A 19138-nucleotide genomic window follows, 5' to 3' on the forward strand; every position below is an offset into this window, starting at 1 on the left:
ATTCATGGCGCGTGAATGTATTCATAAGTATTTAGAAGAACATCAAAGTAATTATCAGGGTAAATACCGTTGTCATAGTTGTGTTCAAACTAAAAAATTTGAGCATAAGTTTCACTATTATATTCGTGATATTCAATTTCGTGAAATTAATGTTTTTGTAACAGTCGATTATTCTGGTGATGAGGTAAAAACAACTTTTTCTGTAGATTTACACGAACAGGAACAAGAATATATTACTAAAGATGCTTTAAAGCAGATTTTATATTTTAATAAATATAAAACAATTTTACATTGTCATGTATTCCAACATTATATTAATAGTAAAAATACTAATAGCATGTTAGAACCATTAGATTATCGAAATATTCTTGATTACTTAGAATATCATCGAGGTACTAACCAGGAAACTGTTGATGAGTTTTATGAATTTTTCATGCCATACTTAGATCGGTTATTAAGTAATGGTAATTATAAAAAATATATGGATTCAGTCAGTTTATTGTTGGATAAAATACTTTATGAATATGAATGGGATGGGATGACAGCTAAGTATTTAGACACCCAGTACCAATATCATTTATATTATTTTAGATTGATTATTAAAGATGTATTTAAACATTTAGATGGTTTTTATAACACAGTTAAAGAGCCGTTATTAGATGCAATATGGCGTTTGTGTAATTCACAACGATTTGCTTTTGCAATCATGACCGATTTTGGTAATCTGGTTCTTTCTCATTATCGAATTACAAAAGCAATTTTTAATTATATCGATAATCGAATTCATGAAGAAGGGAAAACAAGTAATATTGTTATTCCATATCTAAAAGCTATTTTTGAAAATGATATTGAAGGTTATCAAAATGCGTCCATGGATGTAATTCGTTTTGTAATGAATGATATGCTTACTTTTGCTAATCATGATTTACAATTAGCAATAGGTAATTCAATTGTTCAAAGCGAAGGATATGATTTATTAATTAATTTATTTTCTAAAGATTATAATACATTCGTATTCGTATGTTTTCCAATATCAACTTTTCCACCAGAATATAAAGAAATTATTCGGGAAAATCTGGAAACTGCAATCCGTTTCTACGCTGGAAGAATGGAGCATGATGAATATCGATTAAGTTCTTTTGAACAAGTATGTAATATAAATAGATTATTAATGGAAAATTATAAGGAGTATGGAGGTAAACATGTATAAAAATCAAAAAAGAGTTGTTGCATCATTTGCATTAGTCGCTGGAATTGCCAGTAGTGTTAGTGCTGTAAATGCTTTTGCAAATAGGATGGTTAAAGCAATGGCTTATCGTCATCATAAAGAAGATGATAAACCAAGTATTTTAGAAACCAAATATGCAAGTAAAAATGTTTATTTAAAAAATCGTCAAGGAATACGGTTAAGAGGGATTTTATTAGAAGAACCAAATGCTGAAGTTACCTTAATGATATTACATCCTTTTGCTTTGGAAGCTAAAGATATGACAATGTATGTTCCATATTTTAAAGAACGCTATCCAGATTGGAATATATTATTAGTCGATGCTTGTGGACATGGACAAAGTGATGGTTATATTCGTGGTTTTGGTATTAAAGATGTTCGTGATTTAGTTTGCTGGAATCGATTTATCTTAAAAACATTTGGGAAAGATCATAAAATTGTATTATATGGAAAAGAAACTGGTGCCAATACGATTTTAAAAGCTGCTAGTGAACATTCATTAAAAAATGTTAAAGCAATAATTAGCGATGGAGCTTATACAAGTGTTTATGATATTTTAGGATATCGCTTAATTAAAGACTATAAAGTTCCTAAATTTCCAACGGTTAATTTGATTAAACGTAAAATAAGAAAACAAATTAAGATTGATATTAAAGAAGATTACGTGGAATTAGTTAAACATAATGATATTCCAACATTATATATTCATATGAAAGATGATGATTTTGTACCATTAAAGATGGTATATCCTTTATATAATGCTAATCGTGGTAGTAAAGCATTATTTGTTTTAAAAGAAGAACGTTATTTATATGATTTAAAAGAAACTGATGAATTTAAAAGCACATTAGTTAATTTTATTACTAAATATGTAAAGTAATTAAAAGGAATTATCTTATGGATCTTTGATTTATAAGTATAATAAATAAAAAAGGAGGAGAAAAAAAGATGTATTTTAAAGAAAGCAAAGGATTTCCAAAAGACTTTCTTTGGGGTAGTGCTTCAGCTGCTTATCAGGTAGAAGGTGGCTGGGATGCTGATGGTAAAGGTGTTTCTAACTGGGATAAATTTGTTAGAATTCCTGGAAAAACTTTTAAAGGAACTACTGGTGATAAAGCCGTAGACCATTATCATCGTTATAAAGAAGATGTTGCCTTAATGGCAGAATTAGGCTTAAAAACATATCGTTTTTCAATTGCCTGGACAAGAATCTATCCAAATGGAACAGGTGAAGTAAATGAAGCTGGATTACAATTCTATGATAATTTAATTAATGAATTATTAAAATATGGAATTGAACCAATGGTAACAGTATATCACTGGGATATGCCTCAAGCTTTAGAAGATCGATATCATGGCTGGGAAAATCGTCAAATCGTTGATGATTATGTAAATTATGCTAAGACTTTATTTAAAAGATATGGTGATCGTGTAAAATATTGGATTACAATGAATGAACAAAATATCTTTACCGGTCATGGATGGTTAGAAGGAATGCATCCACCAGGAAAAGTAGATGATATGCAAACATTCTGTCAGGTTAATCATCATGCTAATATGGCACATGCAAAAAGTGTAATTGCTTTAAAAGAAATGTGGCCAGATGCAAAAGTAGGAGCAAGTTTTGCTTACAGCCCAAGTTATGCTATTGACAATAAACCAGAAAACGCTATGGCTAAGGCTGACTATGATGACTTAAAAAATTATTTCTGGATGGACGTATATGCTTATGGACGTTATCCACGAGCTGCCTTAACTTATTTACAGTCACAAGGTATTACAATTAAAATGGAACCTGAAGATCAAGCTATTTTAAAAGAAGCAGCTCAATTAATTGATTTTATGGGTGTTAACTATTATCAAACTACTACAGTTGAATTCAATGATATTGATGGTGTTGGAACAACTCATGAAATGAATAACACTGGTAAAAAAGGTACTGCAACAGTGCAAGGAGTACCTGGATTATATAAAAATCCACCTAATGCTAATTTACCAACTACAGACTGGGATTGGACAATTGATCCAATGGGTCTTAGAATGTGCTGTCGTGAAATTACATCAAGATATGATTTACCAATCGTAATTAGTGAAAACGGATTAGGAGCTTTTGATAAATTGGAAGATGGTAAGGTTCATGATCCATATCGTATTGATTACTTACGTGAACATATTAAGGAACTTAAAAAAGCCTGTGATGATGGTTGTCGAGTATTAGCTTATTGTACATGGTCATATACAGATTTATTAAGCTGGTTAAATGGTTATCAAAAACGCTATGGATTTGTATATGTTGATAGAGAAGAAGACGAAAATAGCGGTACATTAAATCGATATAAAAAAGATTCATATTACTGGTATCAAAAGGTAATTGAAACTAACGGTGAAGAACTATAAAAGGAATAGCTAAGCTATTCCTTTTATGTTTAATCAGATAAATCTTCTCCATTAGAAGCGATAACTTTTTTATACCAATAGAAAGAATCTTTACGATAACGATCTAAAGTTTTTAAATCAAATTCATCACGGTCAACATAAATGAATCCGTAACGTTTAACCATACCTTCATGAGTAGAAATTAAGTCAATTGCAGACCAAGGGCAATATCCCATCATTTCAACACCATCTGTAATAGCTAACTTGATTTGTTCAATATGTTTTCTTAAATATTCAATACGGTATTGATCATGTACTTTACCGTCTTCAGTTAGCTTATCATAAGCTCCAAGACCATTTTCAGTAACAATCATTGGTAAACGATAACGAGAATACATTTCTCTCATAGTTGCTCTAAATCCCATTGGATCAATTTCCCATCCAAAATCAGTATGTGGTAAATTTTCATTAGCAGCACCTAGATAAACACCTGGTTCCATTCTTGTTTTTTGTTGATCATGTCCAAATGTTTCTTCAATATTTTCAGGACACCATTTTACTGTAGCAGTTGAATAGTAGTTGAAACCAATGAAATCAGGATGACCATTAGCTAAAATTTCCATGTCACCTTCTTCAATAACTGGTGTAGCATTACGTTCTTCCATAAATGCCCATGCAAGATTATTGTATTTTCCATATACAGCCATATCTAAGTATAACCAGTTTCTAATTGCATTTAGATTTTGAGCAGCTAATTGATCTTCTGGTTTACAAGAAGCTGGATAAGCTAAAGAAATATTTGGAGCTGGTCCGATTTTACCACCAGGTACCATTTCATGGCATAAAGCCATTGCTTTAGCTTGAGCTACTAACATGTGGTGATTTTGTTGATATAGGCTTTTATATTTATCTGGTCCTGTTAATTTAGTTGTTCCGATAATATCACCAGATAAAATTAAGACGTTTTGTTCATTGATAGTTAACCAGTATTTTACACGGTCACCAAAGTTTTCAAACATAACTTTAGCAAAGTTGACAAACCAGTCAATTGATTCTCTTTTTTCCCAACCTCCTCTTTCTTCTAATGCTTGAGGTAAGTCAAAGTGGAACATAGTAACTAATGGTTCAATGTTATATTTTAAACATTCATTAATTACATTATTATAGAATTCAATTCCTTTAGGATTTACTTCACCAGTTCCATTTGGTAAAATTCTTGACCATGAAATAGAAAAACGATAAGTTTTAAATCCCATTTCAGCCATTAAAGCAATATCTTCTTTATAGCGATGGTAATGATCAGCACATACTGTTAAATCTGAAGTTCCTTCTGGGATTACTTTAACATCTTGTACTGATGGTCCTTTACCATCTTCTAAGTTAGCTCCTTCTACTTGATAAGCAGATGTAGAAGCACCCCATAAAAAATCTTTAGGGAATGGTTTTAAATTTTTATGTAACATATTTTGTATCTCCTCCTTAAGCGATATTATAATCGAAATTAAAAAAAGTAATGGACTTTTCCAGAGAATGAAAAAGAAAATAAAAAGTGCTTTTATAAGCACTTTAGATAACTTGAAATTGTTTCCAGGTTCCTTTTACATATCTAACCATGATAAAGACAGCTTTAATTGCCCAATCGCCAACCATAGCTAAAGTAATACCAATAACTCCTAAATTTAAAGTAATACCAAATAAATATGATAAAATAACGCGGCAAACAACAGTACAGAAAATAGATGTGTACATTGTATATTTAACATCACCACAAGCTCGTAATCCATTAGAAAGAGCAGAAGAAATTGGACATAAGATAGCATTAAAGACATTATGGATCAAACATAAAATAATTACTAACTGAATTGTTTCATTTGGTAAATCATAAAGTATTAAAATAAGTGGTGTAATTGCAAAGAAGACAGCATTCCAGATAGTTCCGCCAATTAAAGTTATTTTAAGTAATTTTTGCATATAATAATTGGCAGCTTCAATATCTTTAGCTCCCATACATTGTCCAATTACAGTAATAAAGGCCGGCCCCATAGCAAGTGAAAATAAGGCAGCCATTGACCAGAAACTTTGAGCAACACCATTAGCAGCAATCTGGCTAGTACCAAATAAAGCAACAATACTGCTTAATACAACTTTAGATATTTGAAACAAACCATTTTCAATACTATTTGGAATAGCAATATTTAATATCCGTTTGATCATAGACTTAGACCATTTAAGAATATCGCTAAGACGAATATATAAAACATTTTTTTTTACTAGAAATCAAAATAAGTAAAACTATAGCTGCTACGGTTCTAGAAATAAGTGATGGATAAGCAACTCCGGCAACTCCAGCATGTAAAACAAAAATTCCAATAGCATTACCAGCAACATTAATAATATTCATTAAAAAAGATACATAAACAACTATATTAGCCTTAGACATACTTCTAAATAACCCAGCGCAGCTATTATATATAGCTAATGCTGGAAATGAAAAAGCAGAAATAATTAAATATGTAAGACAGGCACTCATAACATCACTTTCAACATCACCAAATAATAATGTTAATAGTTGTTCTCTTAAAAGGATGGCAAATAACATTAAGAAAACTGAAATTACAGTAGTAATCATTACTAATTGGCTTGCAGCAAGGTTACCATTTTTTTGATCTTTGTTACCAATATATTGACTAGCAACAACGGCACCGCCTGATGCTAAAGCATTAAAAATATAAAGAAAAACGTTATTAAGCTGATTGACTAAACTAACGCCGGAAACAGCTGCCTCGCCAGCATAACTAACCATTAGAGTGTCGGCAATTCCTACAAGTAGTACTAATAATTGTTCAATAATTAAAGGAATAATTAAATTTTTTAAATTCTTGTTAGTAAATATTTGTCTTTGTTTAGATATTTGTATTTTTGGCTCGATTATATTGATCATTAAATTCCCCCTTTAGTGTAAATTTATCATACATCTTAAAGTAAACTATAAGTCAAGGATAAAAAAAGAGATGATACAAATCATCTCTTAATAATTAATCTGATAAATCTTCTCCATTAGAAGCAATAACTTTTTTATACCAGTAGAAAGAATCTTTACGATAACGATCTAAAGTTTTTAAATCAAATTCATCACGGTCAACATAAATGAATCCATAACGTTTAACCATACCTTCATGAGTAGAAATTAAGTCGATTGCAGACCAAGGGCAATATCCCATCATTTCAACCCCATCAGAAATGGCAAGTTTAATTTGTTCAATATGATCACGTAAATATTTAATACGATATTGGTCATGAACTTTACCATCTTCAGTTAACTTATCATAAGCTCCAAGACCATTTTCAGTAACGATCATTGGTAAACGATAACGAGAATACATTTCTCTCATAGTTGCTCTAAATCCCATAGGGTCAATTTCCCAACCAAATTCAGTTGTTGGTAAATATGGGTTTTTATAACCACGATAGAAACCAGCTTCACCACGTGCAGTTTGTTGGTCAGCACCTGGATCAATTTCTTCAGTTCCATCACTAGCTTCACAAGTTGCAGTATTATAATAGTTAAATCCAATAAAATCAGGATGTCCATTAGCTAATGCTTCCGCATCACCAGGAGCAAAAGTAGGACAAGCATCATGTTCTTCTAAATAAGCCCATACTAAGTTATTATATTTACCATATACAGCCATGTCTAAGTATAACCAGTTTCTAATAGCGTTATAGTTTTGAGCGGCTAAAATATCTTCAGGTTTACAAGATGCAGGATATACTAGTGAAATATTTGGAGCTGGACCAATTTTAGCTCCAGGAAGCATTTCATGACATAATGCCATTGCTTTAGCTTGAGCTACTAACATATGATGGTTTTGTTGATAAACTTCTTTAGTAACATTTGTACATCCTTCAGGAATTGAAAGAGTACCAATTACTGGACCAACTAATGTTAACATATTTTGTTCATTGATAGTTAACCAGTATTTTACACGGTCACCAAAGTTTTCAAACATAACTTTAGCAAAGTTGACAAACCAGTCAACTGATTCTGGATTAGACCAGCTTCCTCTTTCATCTAATGCAGCAGGCATATCGAAGTGGAACATAGTTACTAATGGCTCGATGTTATATTTTAAACATTCATTAATAACATTATTATAGTATTCGATACCTTTTGGATTAACTTCTCCAGTACCTTGAGGTAAGATTCTTGTCCAGGCAATTGAAAAACGATAAGTTTTAAATCCCATTTCAGCCATTAAAGCAATATCTTCTTTATAACGATGATAATGATCAGCACATACTGTTAAATCTGAAGTTCCTTCAGGTACTTTTTTAACATCTTGGCATGATGGCCCTTTACCATCTTCTAAGTTAGCTCCTTCTACTTGGTAAGCTGATGTAGAAGCACCCCATAAAAAATCTTTAGGGAATGGTTTTAATTTTTTGTGTAACATCTTTTTTATTTTCCTCCTCATTATTTATGTCATATAGATTAATTATACTTTAAACTAAAAATAATTGAAACCGTTTTACAAAATATGAAAACTAAGACTTTAATAAGATAGCTTACCAATTTAGACAAATTATGTACTCATCAATCTGTATACTATTTAAAGCATAAACTATTTATCTTTACATATATATAAATAGTTAATGTGTTTAGGTACAAAGGAGGACATAAAATGCATTTAAAACCATTATTTCTACTATTATCAATAGATTTAGGTTTATTAGCATTAACAATAACAATTAGATTTTTTATTTATCCAATTTATTGCTGGAGTAAAGTTAAAATAAAGGAAAAGAAAAATCATGAAATAGAAAAGACTATTGAAATAAAAAAAGAAGAATTACAAGTATCTAAACAACATAAATTAATTCTAAAAAAATGAAGGGAGTTATTTGAATGTGTAATTTACAGGTTAAAAAGCAGTATTTTGATAAAATCTGTAATGGTAGTATAAAACACTTAATTGTTTGTAAAGAAGAAGGTATCCAAGTAGGCGATTGTATTTCTTTGTGGACTCATGATCATCATCGTTGTATTGTAAAAGTTGAATATATTGATTGCGAAGGGTCACAGTTAGCTGAGGATTATTGTATTGTAAAAGTTGAAAAAGTATAAAAAGCCCTTATTGAAGGGCTTCCCATTGTTCTAATAAATCATTTAACTGGTTTTCTAGATCAGTTATTTGATCACTAATCTGATTATATTTTTGATAATCGTTAACAACTTCGTCGCTATGTAATTCATTAGTAAGATCATTGATTTGTTGTTCTAAAGTAGAAATTTGATTTTCTACTTTTTTTATTTTATTTTGCTGTTTACGATACATAGCATTTTGCTGTTTCATATTGAGATAATCAGTATTTTCTTTTTTTACTGGTTTTATGGCTATTTTATGACTGATATATAAATCATAATTACCATCATAACTAATTGCTTTATTATTAGTAAGTTCAATAACCCTAGTAGCTACTTTATTTATAAAATAGCGGTCATGGCTAATAAAGAAGATTGTTCCTTCAAATTGATTTAAAGCATCTTCAAGTACCTCTTTTGAAGCAATATCTAGATGGTTGGTTGGTTCATCGAGAATTAAAAAGTTTGCTTGTTTCAATAAAATGCTAGTTAAAACAACACGGCTTTTTTCACCACCTGATAATAAAGATATTTCTTTAAAAACATCTTCACCTTTAAAATTAAATAACGCTAAACTGTTTCTAATTTCAGTGTTGGTCATATTTGGGAAATTATCACTAATTTCATCAAAAATAGTTTTATTTAAAGATAAGGTACTATGTTCTTGATCATAATAAGCTACATCTACTTTACTACCAAATTTAATTTTTCCCTGGTAGGGGATAATTTGATTTAATATTGTTTTAAATAATGTTGTTTTTCCAATCCCGTTATCACCAACTAAGGCTACTCGTTCTTGTTTTTTGATATCAATATTGATGTTTTGAAATAATGGTTCTTCAAATCTTACTGCTAAATCTTCTATTTTCAAGACATCAAAACCAGATTCACGTTTAGGTTTAAAATTAATAGTAATTGTATCTGGTAAGTTTTCTGGTTTTTCAATTAATTCCATCTTAGCTAATTGTTTTTCTTTAGATTCAGCTCGTTTAACTTGTTTTTCACGATTATATGATTTTAAAGTATCAATACTTTCTTGAATCCGTTTGATTTCTCGCTGTTGATTAATATAGTGTTTTAAATCAATAGCTCGTTGTTGTTTTTTTAATGATGAATATTCATCATATTTACATTTATATGTTTTTGCTTTACCATTTTCAATTTCAACGATTTTGTTAGAAATCTGATCAATAAAATAACGGTCGTGACTAACAACGACAATTGCATTAGGATAACTTTTTAAATAGTTTTCTAAAAAAGTAATTGCACTATTATCTAAATGGTTAGTTGGTTCATCTAATAATAACAGCTTTGGCTCTTGTAACAATATTTTCGCTAAAGCTAGTCGCGTTTTTTGACCACCAGATAGTATTTTAACTGGATCATCAAATTCATCTTCACTAAATCCTAATCCTTTTAAAACACCAGTGACCTTACTTGGATAACTATAACCGTTTTGATCATTAAATTGTTGCATTAAACGGTCATATTCTTCTAAAATCTGTTTACTGTGGTTATCAGCCATTATTGCTTCTAACTCTCTTAATCGCTCTTCAATTACCATTAAAGGTTTAAAAACATCCAAAGCACTTTGATAAACAGTACTGTTGATATCTAAATCATGCTGTTGTTTTAAATACCCTAAAGTTAAATCTTTGTTACTAAAAAGATTACCGCCATCATATTCTTCTTCACCAGCTATTATTTTTAAAATAGTAGTTTTACCAGCGCCATTGACCCCAATAATAGCAATTTTATCATGATTATCAACTTTAAATGTAATATCTTTTAATAATGGTATTCCTTGAAAAGATTTTTTTATATTCGAACATTCTATCAACATATTTATCACCGCTAGTAATTCTAACATATTTTAATAATTATTTATAGTCAACATCACTAGCTAAATCATTAGATTTAATAAGATCTTCTAAAGTATATGTTTCTAAATAATCATTAATAAGTTTATTTAATCCTTCATAAAAAGAAATTGTAGGACAAGATTTAAAGCGAGGACATTTATTTACTGGATCTTCTAAGCATGTAACACAGGCAATCGGTCCTTCAAGAACAGTTAAAATATCTTTTGCAGTATATTCACTAGGCTTTTTAGTAAGTGAATAACCCCCATGAGAACCACGAGTACTTTTAATTAATTTATGTTTAGTTAGTGGTTTTACAATCTGTTCCAAATATTTAATGGAAATATCCTGTCTTTTAGAAATATCTTTTAAAGAAATGTTTCCTTCATCTTGATGAATTGCCAGATCAATCATTAAACGTAAAGCATAGCGACCCCTAGTTGAAATTTTCATGCTTAATCACCTCAAATTCAATATATCATGATTATTATCATTTGTCATGACTGCTTTTAGATTTATAAAAATTAAGAAATAAATGTCTTAAAAAAGTGTCTTTTATAATTGTATTATAGCCATTATGTAAATAATAAATATATGATTAATTATTATTAAAATATCTTCTTTTAAAATTTTGTTTTAAGGGTTGTAATAAATATTGTTTTTTTGTATAATTGTATGCAACATTGAATGATTGGGGGTATAATCGTTATGGGTATGAATTTAGCATACAAAATTTTAAGCAGTAAACTTAAAGACGGAAAATTAGTTCCCGGAGAACAAATTGGAATTCAAATAGATCAAACATTGACTCAAGACTCGACTGGGACAATGGCATATTTACAATTAGAAGCGATGAATATTAAGCGTGTTGCAGTTGAAAAAGCAGTGGCTTATATTGATCATAATATGTTACAAACTGGATTTGAAAATATGGATGATCATGAGTTTATTCGTAGTGTAGCCAAAAAACATGGAATCACTTTTTCAAAACCAGGTAATGGTGTATGCCATCAATTACAGTTAGAAAATTTCGCAAAACCAGGTAAGACATTAGTTGGTTCTGATTCACATACACCAACTTGTGGTGCCATGGCAATGATTGCCATTGGTGCAGGTGGTCTAGATGTTGCAGTGGCAATGGCAACTGGAAAATATTATTTACAATGTCCAAGTGTGGTTAAGGTTAACTTAACCGGTACTAAAACACCATGGGTTAGTGCTAAAGATATTATCTTATATATATTAAAGCAGTTAACAGTTAAAGGTGGGGTCAATAAAATTATTGAATATACAGGTGATGGAATTGCATCTCTTTCTTTAACCGATCGAGCTACTATTTGTAATATGGGGGCAGAACTTGGAGCAACTACTTCAATTTTCCCAACCGATGAGCGAACTAAAGAATATTTGATTCAACAAGGTAGAGAAGAAGATTATATTGAAATGAAAGCTGATGAAGATGCAACATATGATCAAGAATTAACAGTTGATTTAAGTACATTAGTGCCAATGACTGCTAAGCCACATAGTCCTGATGCGGTAGTACCAGTTCAAGAATTAGAAGGAATGAAAATTAATCAGGTTGTAATTGGAAGCTGTACTAATTCATCATTTGCCGATATGATGAAAGCGGCTAAGATTTTAAAAGGTCATAAAGTAGCTGATCATGTGTCGTTAGTTATTGCACCAGGATCTAGTTCAATTTTAGCAATGTTATCAAAAAATGGTGCTTTAGCTGATATGATTCAAGCTGGTGCTAGAATTTTAGAATGTGGTTGTGGTCCTTGTATTGGTATGGGACAAGCACCACTTTCAAAAGGGGTTTCTTTAAGAACGATTAATCGTAACTTTAAAGGACGTTCTGGTACTAATGATGCTAGTGTTTATTTAGTATCACCAGAAATAGCTGCTTTAAGTGCTATTAAAGGATATTTATCACAAGAATTTGAAGATGATATGTATTTAGATGAAGTACCAAATACACCTTTTATTAAAAATCAGAATTTCTTTATTGACGAATATGATGAAAATAATGTAGTTTATATGGGGCCTAATATTAAGCCGGTTCCTCGTGGTGAAAAGATTAGCGATGAAATTAGTGGTAAAGTTGTATTAAAAGTTGGTGATAATATTTCTACTGACCATATTGTTCCTTCAGATAGTAAGTTGTTACCATATCGTTCAAATGTACCACATCTAGCTAAATATTCATTTAGTAAAGTAGATCCAGAATTTTATGATCGTGCTATAAAAAATAATGGTGGTTTTATTGTCGGTGGCGATAATTATGGTCAAGGAAGTTCTCGTGAACATGCGGCTTTAGTTCCTAATTATTTAAAAATAAAAGCTATTTTTGCAGTATCATTTGCACGTATCCATCGCTCTAATTTAATAAATAATGGTATTTTACCATTAGTAATTGAAGCTAAGGATCAAGATTTCTTTAATGATCACGATACTTATAAAATTGTTAATATTAAAGAAGTTGTAGCTAATAATGGTTTTGTTAAAGTAATTAATGAAACAACTAATGATTATATTGAAGCCAAATTAACACTATCACCTCGTGAAAAGGTAATGATTAATTATGGTGGGTTATTAAATGCAATTAAAGAATTAGGTGGTGATTTTTAATGAAGGCAGTTTTAATTCCTGGTGATGGAATTGGTAAAGAGATTTCTAAAAGTGTTGTTGATGTAAGTAAAGCGATGAATTTAGATATCGAATGGTTAGAATACCAGGCTGGTGCTGAATATGCTGCTAAAAATAAAGAGGTTTTTGAACCTGGTTTAGTTGATGCCATTAAAAAATATAAATGGGCTTTAAAAGGACCTACTGCAACACCAATAGGAACGGGATTTAGAAGTGTAAATGTTGCTTTAAGACAACAGTTTGCAACTTATGCAAATGTTAGACCAATCAAATCTTTTAAAGGAATTGATTCACGTTATGAAAATATTGATTTAGTAATCATTCGTGAAAATACAGAAGATTTATATAAAGGGATTGAATATATGATTAATCCTGATATGGCCAACGGTGTTAAGTTAATTACTCGCGGTGCTAGTGAAAAAATATGCCGTTATGCTTTTGAGTATGCTAAAAATAATGGACGAAAAAAAGTCACTGCAATTCATAAAGCTAATATTATGAAATATACTGATGGATTATTTTTAGAAGCTTTTAGAGATGTAGCTAAAGATTATCCAGAAATTGAAACCCAAGAAGTGATAGTCGATAATATGTGTATGCAATTAGTTATTCGTCCAGAAACGTTTGATGTATTAGTAGCACCAAATTTATATGGTGATATCGTATCTGATTTATGTGCAGGATTAGTAGGTGGATTAGGTTTTGCTCCTAGTGGTAATATTGGTGATGAGTATCAAATCTATGAAGCGGTTCATGGTAGTGCGCCTGATATTGCTGGTAAAGGAATTGCCAATCCAAGTGCTTTATTATTAGCTTTTGCATTAATGCTTGAAGCGTTAGGGAAATTAGAAGAGGCAAATAAATTGCGGGATGCTTTAGCTGCAGTTGTTGCTGATAAGAAAGTAATTACTCCTGATATTGGCGGTAAGGCAACAACAGAGCAATTTACAGCAGCAATAATTGAAAAGTTGAGGTAAGTTATGGCAAAGAATATCTTAGAAAATACGGGACATGGTTCGTTAGGGAATAAGATTTTTAATGTTTTAAGAGATAAAATATTAAATGAAGAATATGTTAAAGGACAAAAGTTAAATGAGGTAGCATTAGCTAAACAGTTAAATATTTCCAGAACACCAATTAGAGAGGCTTTAAAACAATTAGAGTTAGAAGGGTTAGTAAAAAGTATTCCTAATAAAGGTGTTTATGTACTAGGGTTTTCACATCGAGATATTGATGATATGTTAGAAATTCGATATGCCTTAGAAGGTTTAGCTATACAATTAGCAATTGAAAGAATAAATGATGAGCAGTTAGAAAAGATCAAAGAAGTTTATGATTTAATGGAATTTTATGCTGGTAAAAATGATCAGGAAAAATTCAATGAACTTAATATTGCTTTTCATGAAGCAATCTACTGCTGTACACAATCGAAATACTTTGAACAATTACTATCAGATATAAATTATTATATTCATGTAACTTCAAGACATTCGATCAAACAGCCTGATCGTTTAATTTCAGCAGCTCAGGAACATCGCGAAATTTATGAAGCAATTGTTGCTCGTGATAAAGAATTAGCTAAAGAAAAGATTCAAAAGCATATTCGTAAAACTCAAATGTTAGTACGAACTTATTATGAAAATAAAGCTAAGGAAGAAAATGTAAGTGAAGAATAAGTAAGACGATAAGGTCTTACTTATTTTTATAATAAAAAGTGGTATGAGCTGACCCATAGGGTCGAGTTCACTACCACTCTTTAATAATTCCTTTAATTAATGTTGCAAAGTTTTTTTCTGATTTTTCGGCAATTTCAATTACTTCATCATGACTTAGTTCTTGGCTTGATAATCCTGCAGCTTTATTAGTGATTAATGAGATGCCTAAAGTTTTCATATTACAATGACGGGCTACAATAGCTTCAGGAATTGTTGACATTCCTACAGCATCAGCACCTAAAACTTTTAAAGCTCTAATTTCAGCTGGTGTTTCATACATTGGCCCTTGGCAATAAGCATAAACACCATCTTTTAAAATAATATCATTTTCATCAGCTACTTTATGAGCAAGTTCACCAATTTCTTCATTATAAGCTTCACACATATCAGGGAAGCGAGGACCAAATTCGTCTAAATTAGGACCTCTTAATGGACTATCCATAAATAGACTAATATGATCTTTAATCAACATTAATTGACCAGGATTTAAGTCTTCACGAATACCGCCACATGCATTTGTTAAGATTAAATTTTCAATACCTAATCTTTTAAAGACTCTAATTGGTAAAGTGACAATTTGCATATCATTTCCTTCATAATAATGGAAGCGGCCTTTCATGGCTATGACAGTTTTACCTTCTAATGAACCAATAACTAATTTACCAATATGGCCTTTTAAATTAGTTAAAGGAAAGTGGGGGATATCGCGGTAATCCAATTCAATTGGGTTTTTGATTTCATCAACTAGATGCCCTAAACCAGAGCCTAAAATAATCGCAAGATCAATTTTACCATGATATTGCGACTTGATGTAATCAGTAGCTTCATTGATTTTAATGTGCATACATTATACCTCCTGCTTTCAATTATAGCATAAACTTATTAAATGTATTATAATGAAAGTACAAAAAACTAAAGATTATTGGTTTTTAAAATAATAATGGCTTTAAAATACTAAAATATGGTTTACATTAAGTAGTTATAATCGTTTTTAGTTTTTTTAACATAAGGAGTGATAATATGGATCGATCAACTTATCAATTAAATCAAACAAAACTACGTGATAGCAAAGTATTTCGTGATGCGATTCATAATTATATCCATGTTGACCAGCCAGTTATTTTAGATTTAATAAATTCTAAAGAAATGCAACGTCTTAGAAGAATAAAACAATTAGGTGGTGTTCATCAGGTTTATCAAAGTGCTGAGCATTCACGCTTTTGTCATTCATTAGGTGTTTATTATGTCGTAAGAAAAATGATATTCAATAGTGCTATTGGTCAGGCACTATGCGATTATGATAAATTAGTAGTCATGTGTGCAGCTTTATTACATGATATTGGTCATGGACCTTTTTCACATTGTTTTGAAGAAGTATATCAAATAAAACATGAAGACTATACAGTTAAAATAATCAATGGTCAAAGCGAGGTCCATCAAATCCTGGAAAATTTTAATAAAGGTTTTGCTAAAGAGGTAAGTAGTGTTATTGAAAAAAGACACCCTAATAAGATTTTGGTTCAAATGGTATCCAGTCAGTTAGATGGAGATCGAATGGATTATTTACTTAGGGATTCTTATTTTACCGGAACTACTTATGGCCATTTTGATATGGCTAGGATCTTAAGGGTGATGCAAGTATATGATGGAAAAATTGTATTTAAAGAAGCTGGAGTTCAAGCTATCGAAAATTATATCTTAGCGCGCTATCATATGTATTGGCAAGTATATTATCATCCAACAAGTCGCAGTTATGAACAACTATTGATGAGTATTTTTAGAAGAATCAAAGATCTTTATGATTCTGGTTATCAATTTGGTGATATTAACTATTTATTGCCTTTTTTAAAAGGAAATGTTAGTGAACAAGATTATGTTAAATTAGATGAAAGTATCATATTATATTATTTTATGGTATTTAGTGAGGGTAAAGATACTATTTTAGCGGATTTGTGTAATCGTTTTTTAAATCGGAAATTATTTAGTTATCGTGATTATAATAATGAAGATGATTTATGTGATGTAAAAGATTATGTTTTAAAGTGTGGTTATGATCTGCGGTATTATCTTGTTTTTGATGATCAAAAACAAATACCATATCTTTATTATGGTAATAGTGATGATATAAGTGAAATTGAAATTCTAGTTGATGGTAAACTAAAATTTTTACCCGAGGTTTCAGAAATTGTAGGGGCAATAATTAAATCAAAAAATAATAAAGATGATCGTAAAATATTTTATCCCGAAGTATAAACTTCGGGATATTTATTATTCCTTTTTAAACCAGTAGACTAAACCATTTTCATCATTTTCACCAGTTAGTGGATTTATGGCGATTTGTTGTAAAGAAGAAGTTGGCTGATACCAGTTAACTTCCTTGATTTTATTAGTGTATTGTAAAACATCAACGACGGTTTTTTTGGCGACTGTTTTATCATTAGTCGTAGTCATTTTACGATTATCATCATAACCTACCCAGCTAGCAACTAATACTTCAGGATTATAAGCGACCGCTAAATTATCAACATCGGTACTCCCAGTTTTACAAGCATTAATATTATCTAATTGATAACCAGCCATCGTAGCTTGTAAGTAGGTACTAAAAGTATCATTAAAAGTAGAAGTTAATAGTTGTGATAAAACAAGACAAGTATCCTGATTAAGCATTTTTTGATCTTCACGTTCGTGTTCATATAATACTTCACCGGCAGCGTTAGTAATTTTTTCAATCATATATATATGATTATAGGTTCCTTCGCTAGCAAGACAGTTATACATATTAGCTAGATTGTAAATATTAGTATTTAAGGTTCCCAGGGCTAGAGAAGCATTAGCTTCAACATTGTCGATACCAAATTTTTTAATTAAGGCGGCTAAATTCTCTTCTCCTAAAAATAAATGGGTTTTAACAGCATAGATATTATCAGATACTGCAATAGCCTGAGCAAGAGTAATATCATCATAAGCATATTTGTCATTAAAATTACCAGGACTATAGGTAGTATTATCATCAAGTTTAAAAGTTGTTGGCTCACATAAAAAAGTGGTTGTTGGGGTAAAGCCGTTTTCTAATGCTAGATAATAAAGCAATGGTTTAATTGTACTGCCGATTTGTCGATTGGTCTGGGTAGCTCGGTTATACTGTGATTGAGCATAATCTTTACCACCAATTAAAGCTAGTACTTTACTAGTATAAGGCTCAACAACAATACTAGCGGTTTCTACTTCACTATCTTGAGTGTATTCTTTAGCACTTTTAGTGATTATATCTTGATAGCCTTGATCAAAGGTAGTATAAACATTTAATCCTTGATTTAAATAAGTATTATTATAGAAACCAAGTGCTTCCAATTCTTCGATAACGGCATCTTTATAATAATTATTATCAATATTTTCATCAACTTGGTGTTCTTTAGCTAAGTTTAAATCACTATTTAAAACTCGCTGTTTTTCATTTTCCGTAATATTACCACAATCAATTAACGCATCTAAGACTAAACTTTGTCTTTTTCTAGCGGCAGTTTCATCATTTAAAGGCGAATAATAAGTTGGTCCATTAATTACTCCTGCCAACATGCTGCTTTCATTTAAATCAAGATTTTTAGCACTTTTACCATAGAAATACTGTGCAGCATTTTCAATGCCATAGATACCATGGCCAAAATAAACATTATTTACATATCCTTCAAGAATTTCATCTTTAGTTAAATGAGTTTCCAATTGCATTGTTAAAAAGGCTTCTTTTATTTTTCTAGACCAGGACTTTTCGTTTGTTAAATAGAGCAAACGTGCATATTGTTGAGTAATTGTACTTGCTCCTTGGGATTTATCCTGATTGATTAAATTAACTTTTATTGCTCTTGCAATACCAATTGGATCAAAACCACGATGTTGATAGAAATGCTGATCTTCAATAGCAACAATACTTTCTAAAAAATAATCACTGACGTTATCTAAAGTAACATAATGACCGGCATAATCATTAATAGATTGATAGAAAATATCTTGATTGTCGTCATAGAGTTTTAAGTATCGATTTTTATTTAAATCTGGTTCACCCATACAGTATGCAACTAAATAAAGTGAGAGAACAAAGGTAACTAAACTAGCAGCTATGATTACAAAGATTTTTATGACTTTTTTCATTTATTTGATCACCAAA

The 19138-nt window shown here is 30.5% G+C and carries 17 protein-coding genes; 9 read left to right on the plus strand and 8 right to left on the minus strand.

Translation table 11 applies throughout. The annotated features are described in order from the left end of the window. The first annotated feature begins 4 nt into the window (after positions 1–4). The 3 genes from B5E92_RS02000 (at position 5) to B5E92_RS02010 (ending at position 3625) form a co-directional block, all read left to right on the plus strand. Positions 5–1210, plus strand: a complete 1206-nt coding sequence (locus B5E92_RS02000; RefSeq protein WP_087298749.1) for a hypothetical protein — start codon at positions 5–7, stop codon at positions 1208–1210. Then, a complete protein-coding gene (locus B5E92_RS02005) occupies positions 1203–2108 on the plus strand; it encodes an alpha/beta hydrolase (protein WP_087298750.1) in 906 nt (301 codons plus the stop codon). Before B5E92_RS02000 ends, B5E92_RS02005 begins: the two co-directional genes overlap by 8 nt. A gap of 68 nt (positions 2109–2176) precedes the next feature. Continuing rightward, on the plus strand, positions 2177–3625 hold the full coding sequence (locus tag B5E92_RS02010; protein WP_087298751.1) for a glycoside hydrolase family 1 protein: 1449 nt from the start codon (positions 2177–2179) through the stop codon (positions 3623–3625). Between the two features lie 29 nt (positions 3626–3654). Here the strand turns inward: B5E92_RS02010 and B5E92_RS02015 are convergent, their stop codons facing one another. The 4 genes from B5E92_RS02015 to B5E92_RS02025 all read right to left on the minus strand — a co-directional run bounded on the left by B5E92_RS02015 (position 3655) and on the right by B5E92_RS02025 (position 8058). Further along, entirely contained in the window at positions 3655–5067 is a 1413-nt protein-coding gene (locus B5E92_RS02015; RefSeq protein ID WP_087298752.1) for a glycoside hydrolase family 1 protein, read from the minus strand. A gap of 103 nt (positions 5068–5170) precedes the next feature. After that, positions 5171–5818 carry an MATE family efflux transporter gene (locus tag B5E92_RS15775; RefSeq protein ID WP_239406372.1) on the minus strand — a complete coding sequence of 216 codons (648 nt, stop codon included), beginning with the start codon at positions 5816–5818 and terminating at the stop codon, positions 5171–5173. A 25-nt stretch (positions 5819–5843) separates the two neighbouring features. Beyond that, positions 5844–6545, minus strand: a complete 702-nt coding sequence (locus B5E92_RS15780; protein WP_239406373.1) for an MATE family efflux transporter — start codon at positions 6543–6545, stop codon at positions 5844–5846. Between the two features lie 94 nt (positions 6546–6639). Beyond that, the gene (locus B5E92_RS02025) at positions 6640–8058 is read right to left on the minus strand and encodes a glycoside hydrolase family 1 protein (RefSeq protein WP_087298753.1); all 1419 of its coding nucleotides are present in this window, start codon (positions 8056–8058) and stop codon (positions 6640–6642) included. A gap of 228 nt (positions 8059–8286) precedes the next feature. Between B5E92_RS02025 and B5E92_RS02030 the strand changes: the two genes are divergently transcribed. Both B5E92_RS02030 and B5E92_RS02035 read left to right on the plus strand, forming a co-directional pair. Then, positions 8287–8496 carry a hypothetical protein gene (locus B5E92_RS02030; RefSeq protein ID WP_087298754.1) on the plus strand — a complete coding sequence of 70 codons (210 nt, stop codon included), beginning with the start codon at positions 8287–8289 and terminating at the stop codon, positions 8494–8496. Positions 8497–8510: 14 nt separating this feature from the next. Next, positions 8511–8729, plus strand: coding sequence for a DUF3850 domain-containing protein (locus tag B5E92_RS02035; RefSeq protein WP_087298755.1), 219 nt, complete (start codon positions 8511–8513; stop codon positions 8727–8729). A gap of 7 nt (positions 8730–8736) precedes the next feature. On the opposite strand, the gene abc-f is transcribed toward B5E92_RS02035, so the two are convergent. Both abc-f and B5E92_RS02045 read right to left on the minus strand, forming a co-directional pair. After that, the gene (gene abc-f / locus B5E92_RS02040) at positions 8737–10590 is read right to left on the minus strand and encodes a ribosomal protection-like ABC-F family protein (RefSeq protein ID WP_087298756.1); all 1854 of its coding nucleotides are present in this window, start codon (positions 10588–10590) and stop codon (positions 8737–8739) included. Between the two features lie 37 nt (positions 10591–10627). After that, a complete protein-coding gene (locus tag B5E92_RS02045) occupies positions 10628–11062 on the minus strand; it encodes an Rrf2 family transcriptional regulator (RefSeq protein ID WP_087298757.1) in 435 nt (144 codons plus the stop codon). Positions 11063–11317: 255 nt separating this feature from the next. Here B5E92_RS02045 and B5E92_RS02050 point away from each other — a divergent pair, with 255 nt between their 5' ends. The 3 genes from B5E92_RS02050 to B5E92_RS02060 are packed head-to-tail and all read left to right on the plus strand — an operon-like array spanning position 11318 to position 14937. After that, positions 11318–13243, plus strand: a complete 1926-nt coding sequence (locus B5E92_RS02050) for an aconitate hydratase (protein ID WP_087298758.1) — start codon at positions 11318–11320, stop codon at positions 13241–13243. Then, entirely contained in the window at positions 13243–14238 is a 996-nt protein-coding gene (locus B5E92_RS02055; RefSeq protein WP_087298759.1) for an isocitrate/isopropylmalate dehydrogenase family protein, read from the plus strand. The genes B5E92_RS02050 and B5E92_RS02055 overlap by 1 nt, the downstream gene beginning before the upstream one ends. 3 nt (positions 14239–14241) lie before the next feature. After that, positions 14242–14937, plus strand: coding sequence for a GntR family transcriptional regulator (locus B5E92_RS02060; protein WP_087298760.1), 696 nt, complete (start codon positions 14242–14244; stop codon positions 14935–14937). Positions 14938–15007: 70 nt separating this feature from the next. Here B5E92_RS02060 and B5E92_RS02065 read toward each other — a convergent pair whose 3' ends face one another. After that, entirely contained in the window at positions 15008–15820 is an 813-nt protein-coding gene (locus tag B5E92_RS02065; protein ID WP_087298761.1) for a purine-nucleoside phosphorylase, read from the minus strand. A 176-nt stretch (positions 15821–15996) separates the two neighbouring features. Between B5E92_RS02065 and B5E92_RS02070 the strand changes: the two genes are divergently transcribed. Beyond that, positions 15997–17229 carry an HD domain-containing protein gene (locus B5E92_RS02070; RefSeq protein WP_087298762.1) on the plus strand — a complete coding sequence of 411 codons (1233 nt, stop codon included), beginning with the start codon at positions 15997–15999 and terminating at the stop codon, positions 17227–17229. 15 nt (positions 17230–17244) lie between these two features. On the opposite strand, the gene B5E92_RS02075 is transcribed toward B5E92_RS02070, so the two are convergent. Next, positions 17245–19122 carry a transglycosylase domain-containing protein gene (locus B5E92_RS02075; protein ID WP_087298763.1) on the minus strand — a complete coding sequence of 626 codons (1878 nt, stop codon included), beginning with the start codon at positions 19120–19122 and terminating at the stop codon, positions 17245–17247. Between the last annotated feature and the right edge of the window lie 16 nt (positions 19123–19138).

The sequence above is a fragment of the Erysipelatoclostridium sp. An15 genome, from assembly GCF_002160675.1.
GTDB classification, from domain to species: Bacteria; Bacillota_I; Bacilli_A; order Erysipelotrichales; family Coprobacillaceae; genus Thomasclavelia; species Thomasclavelia merdavium.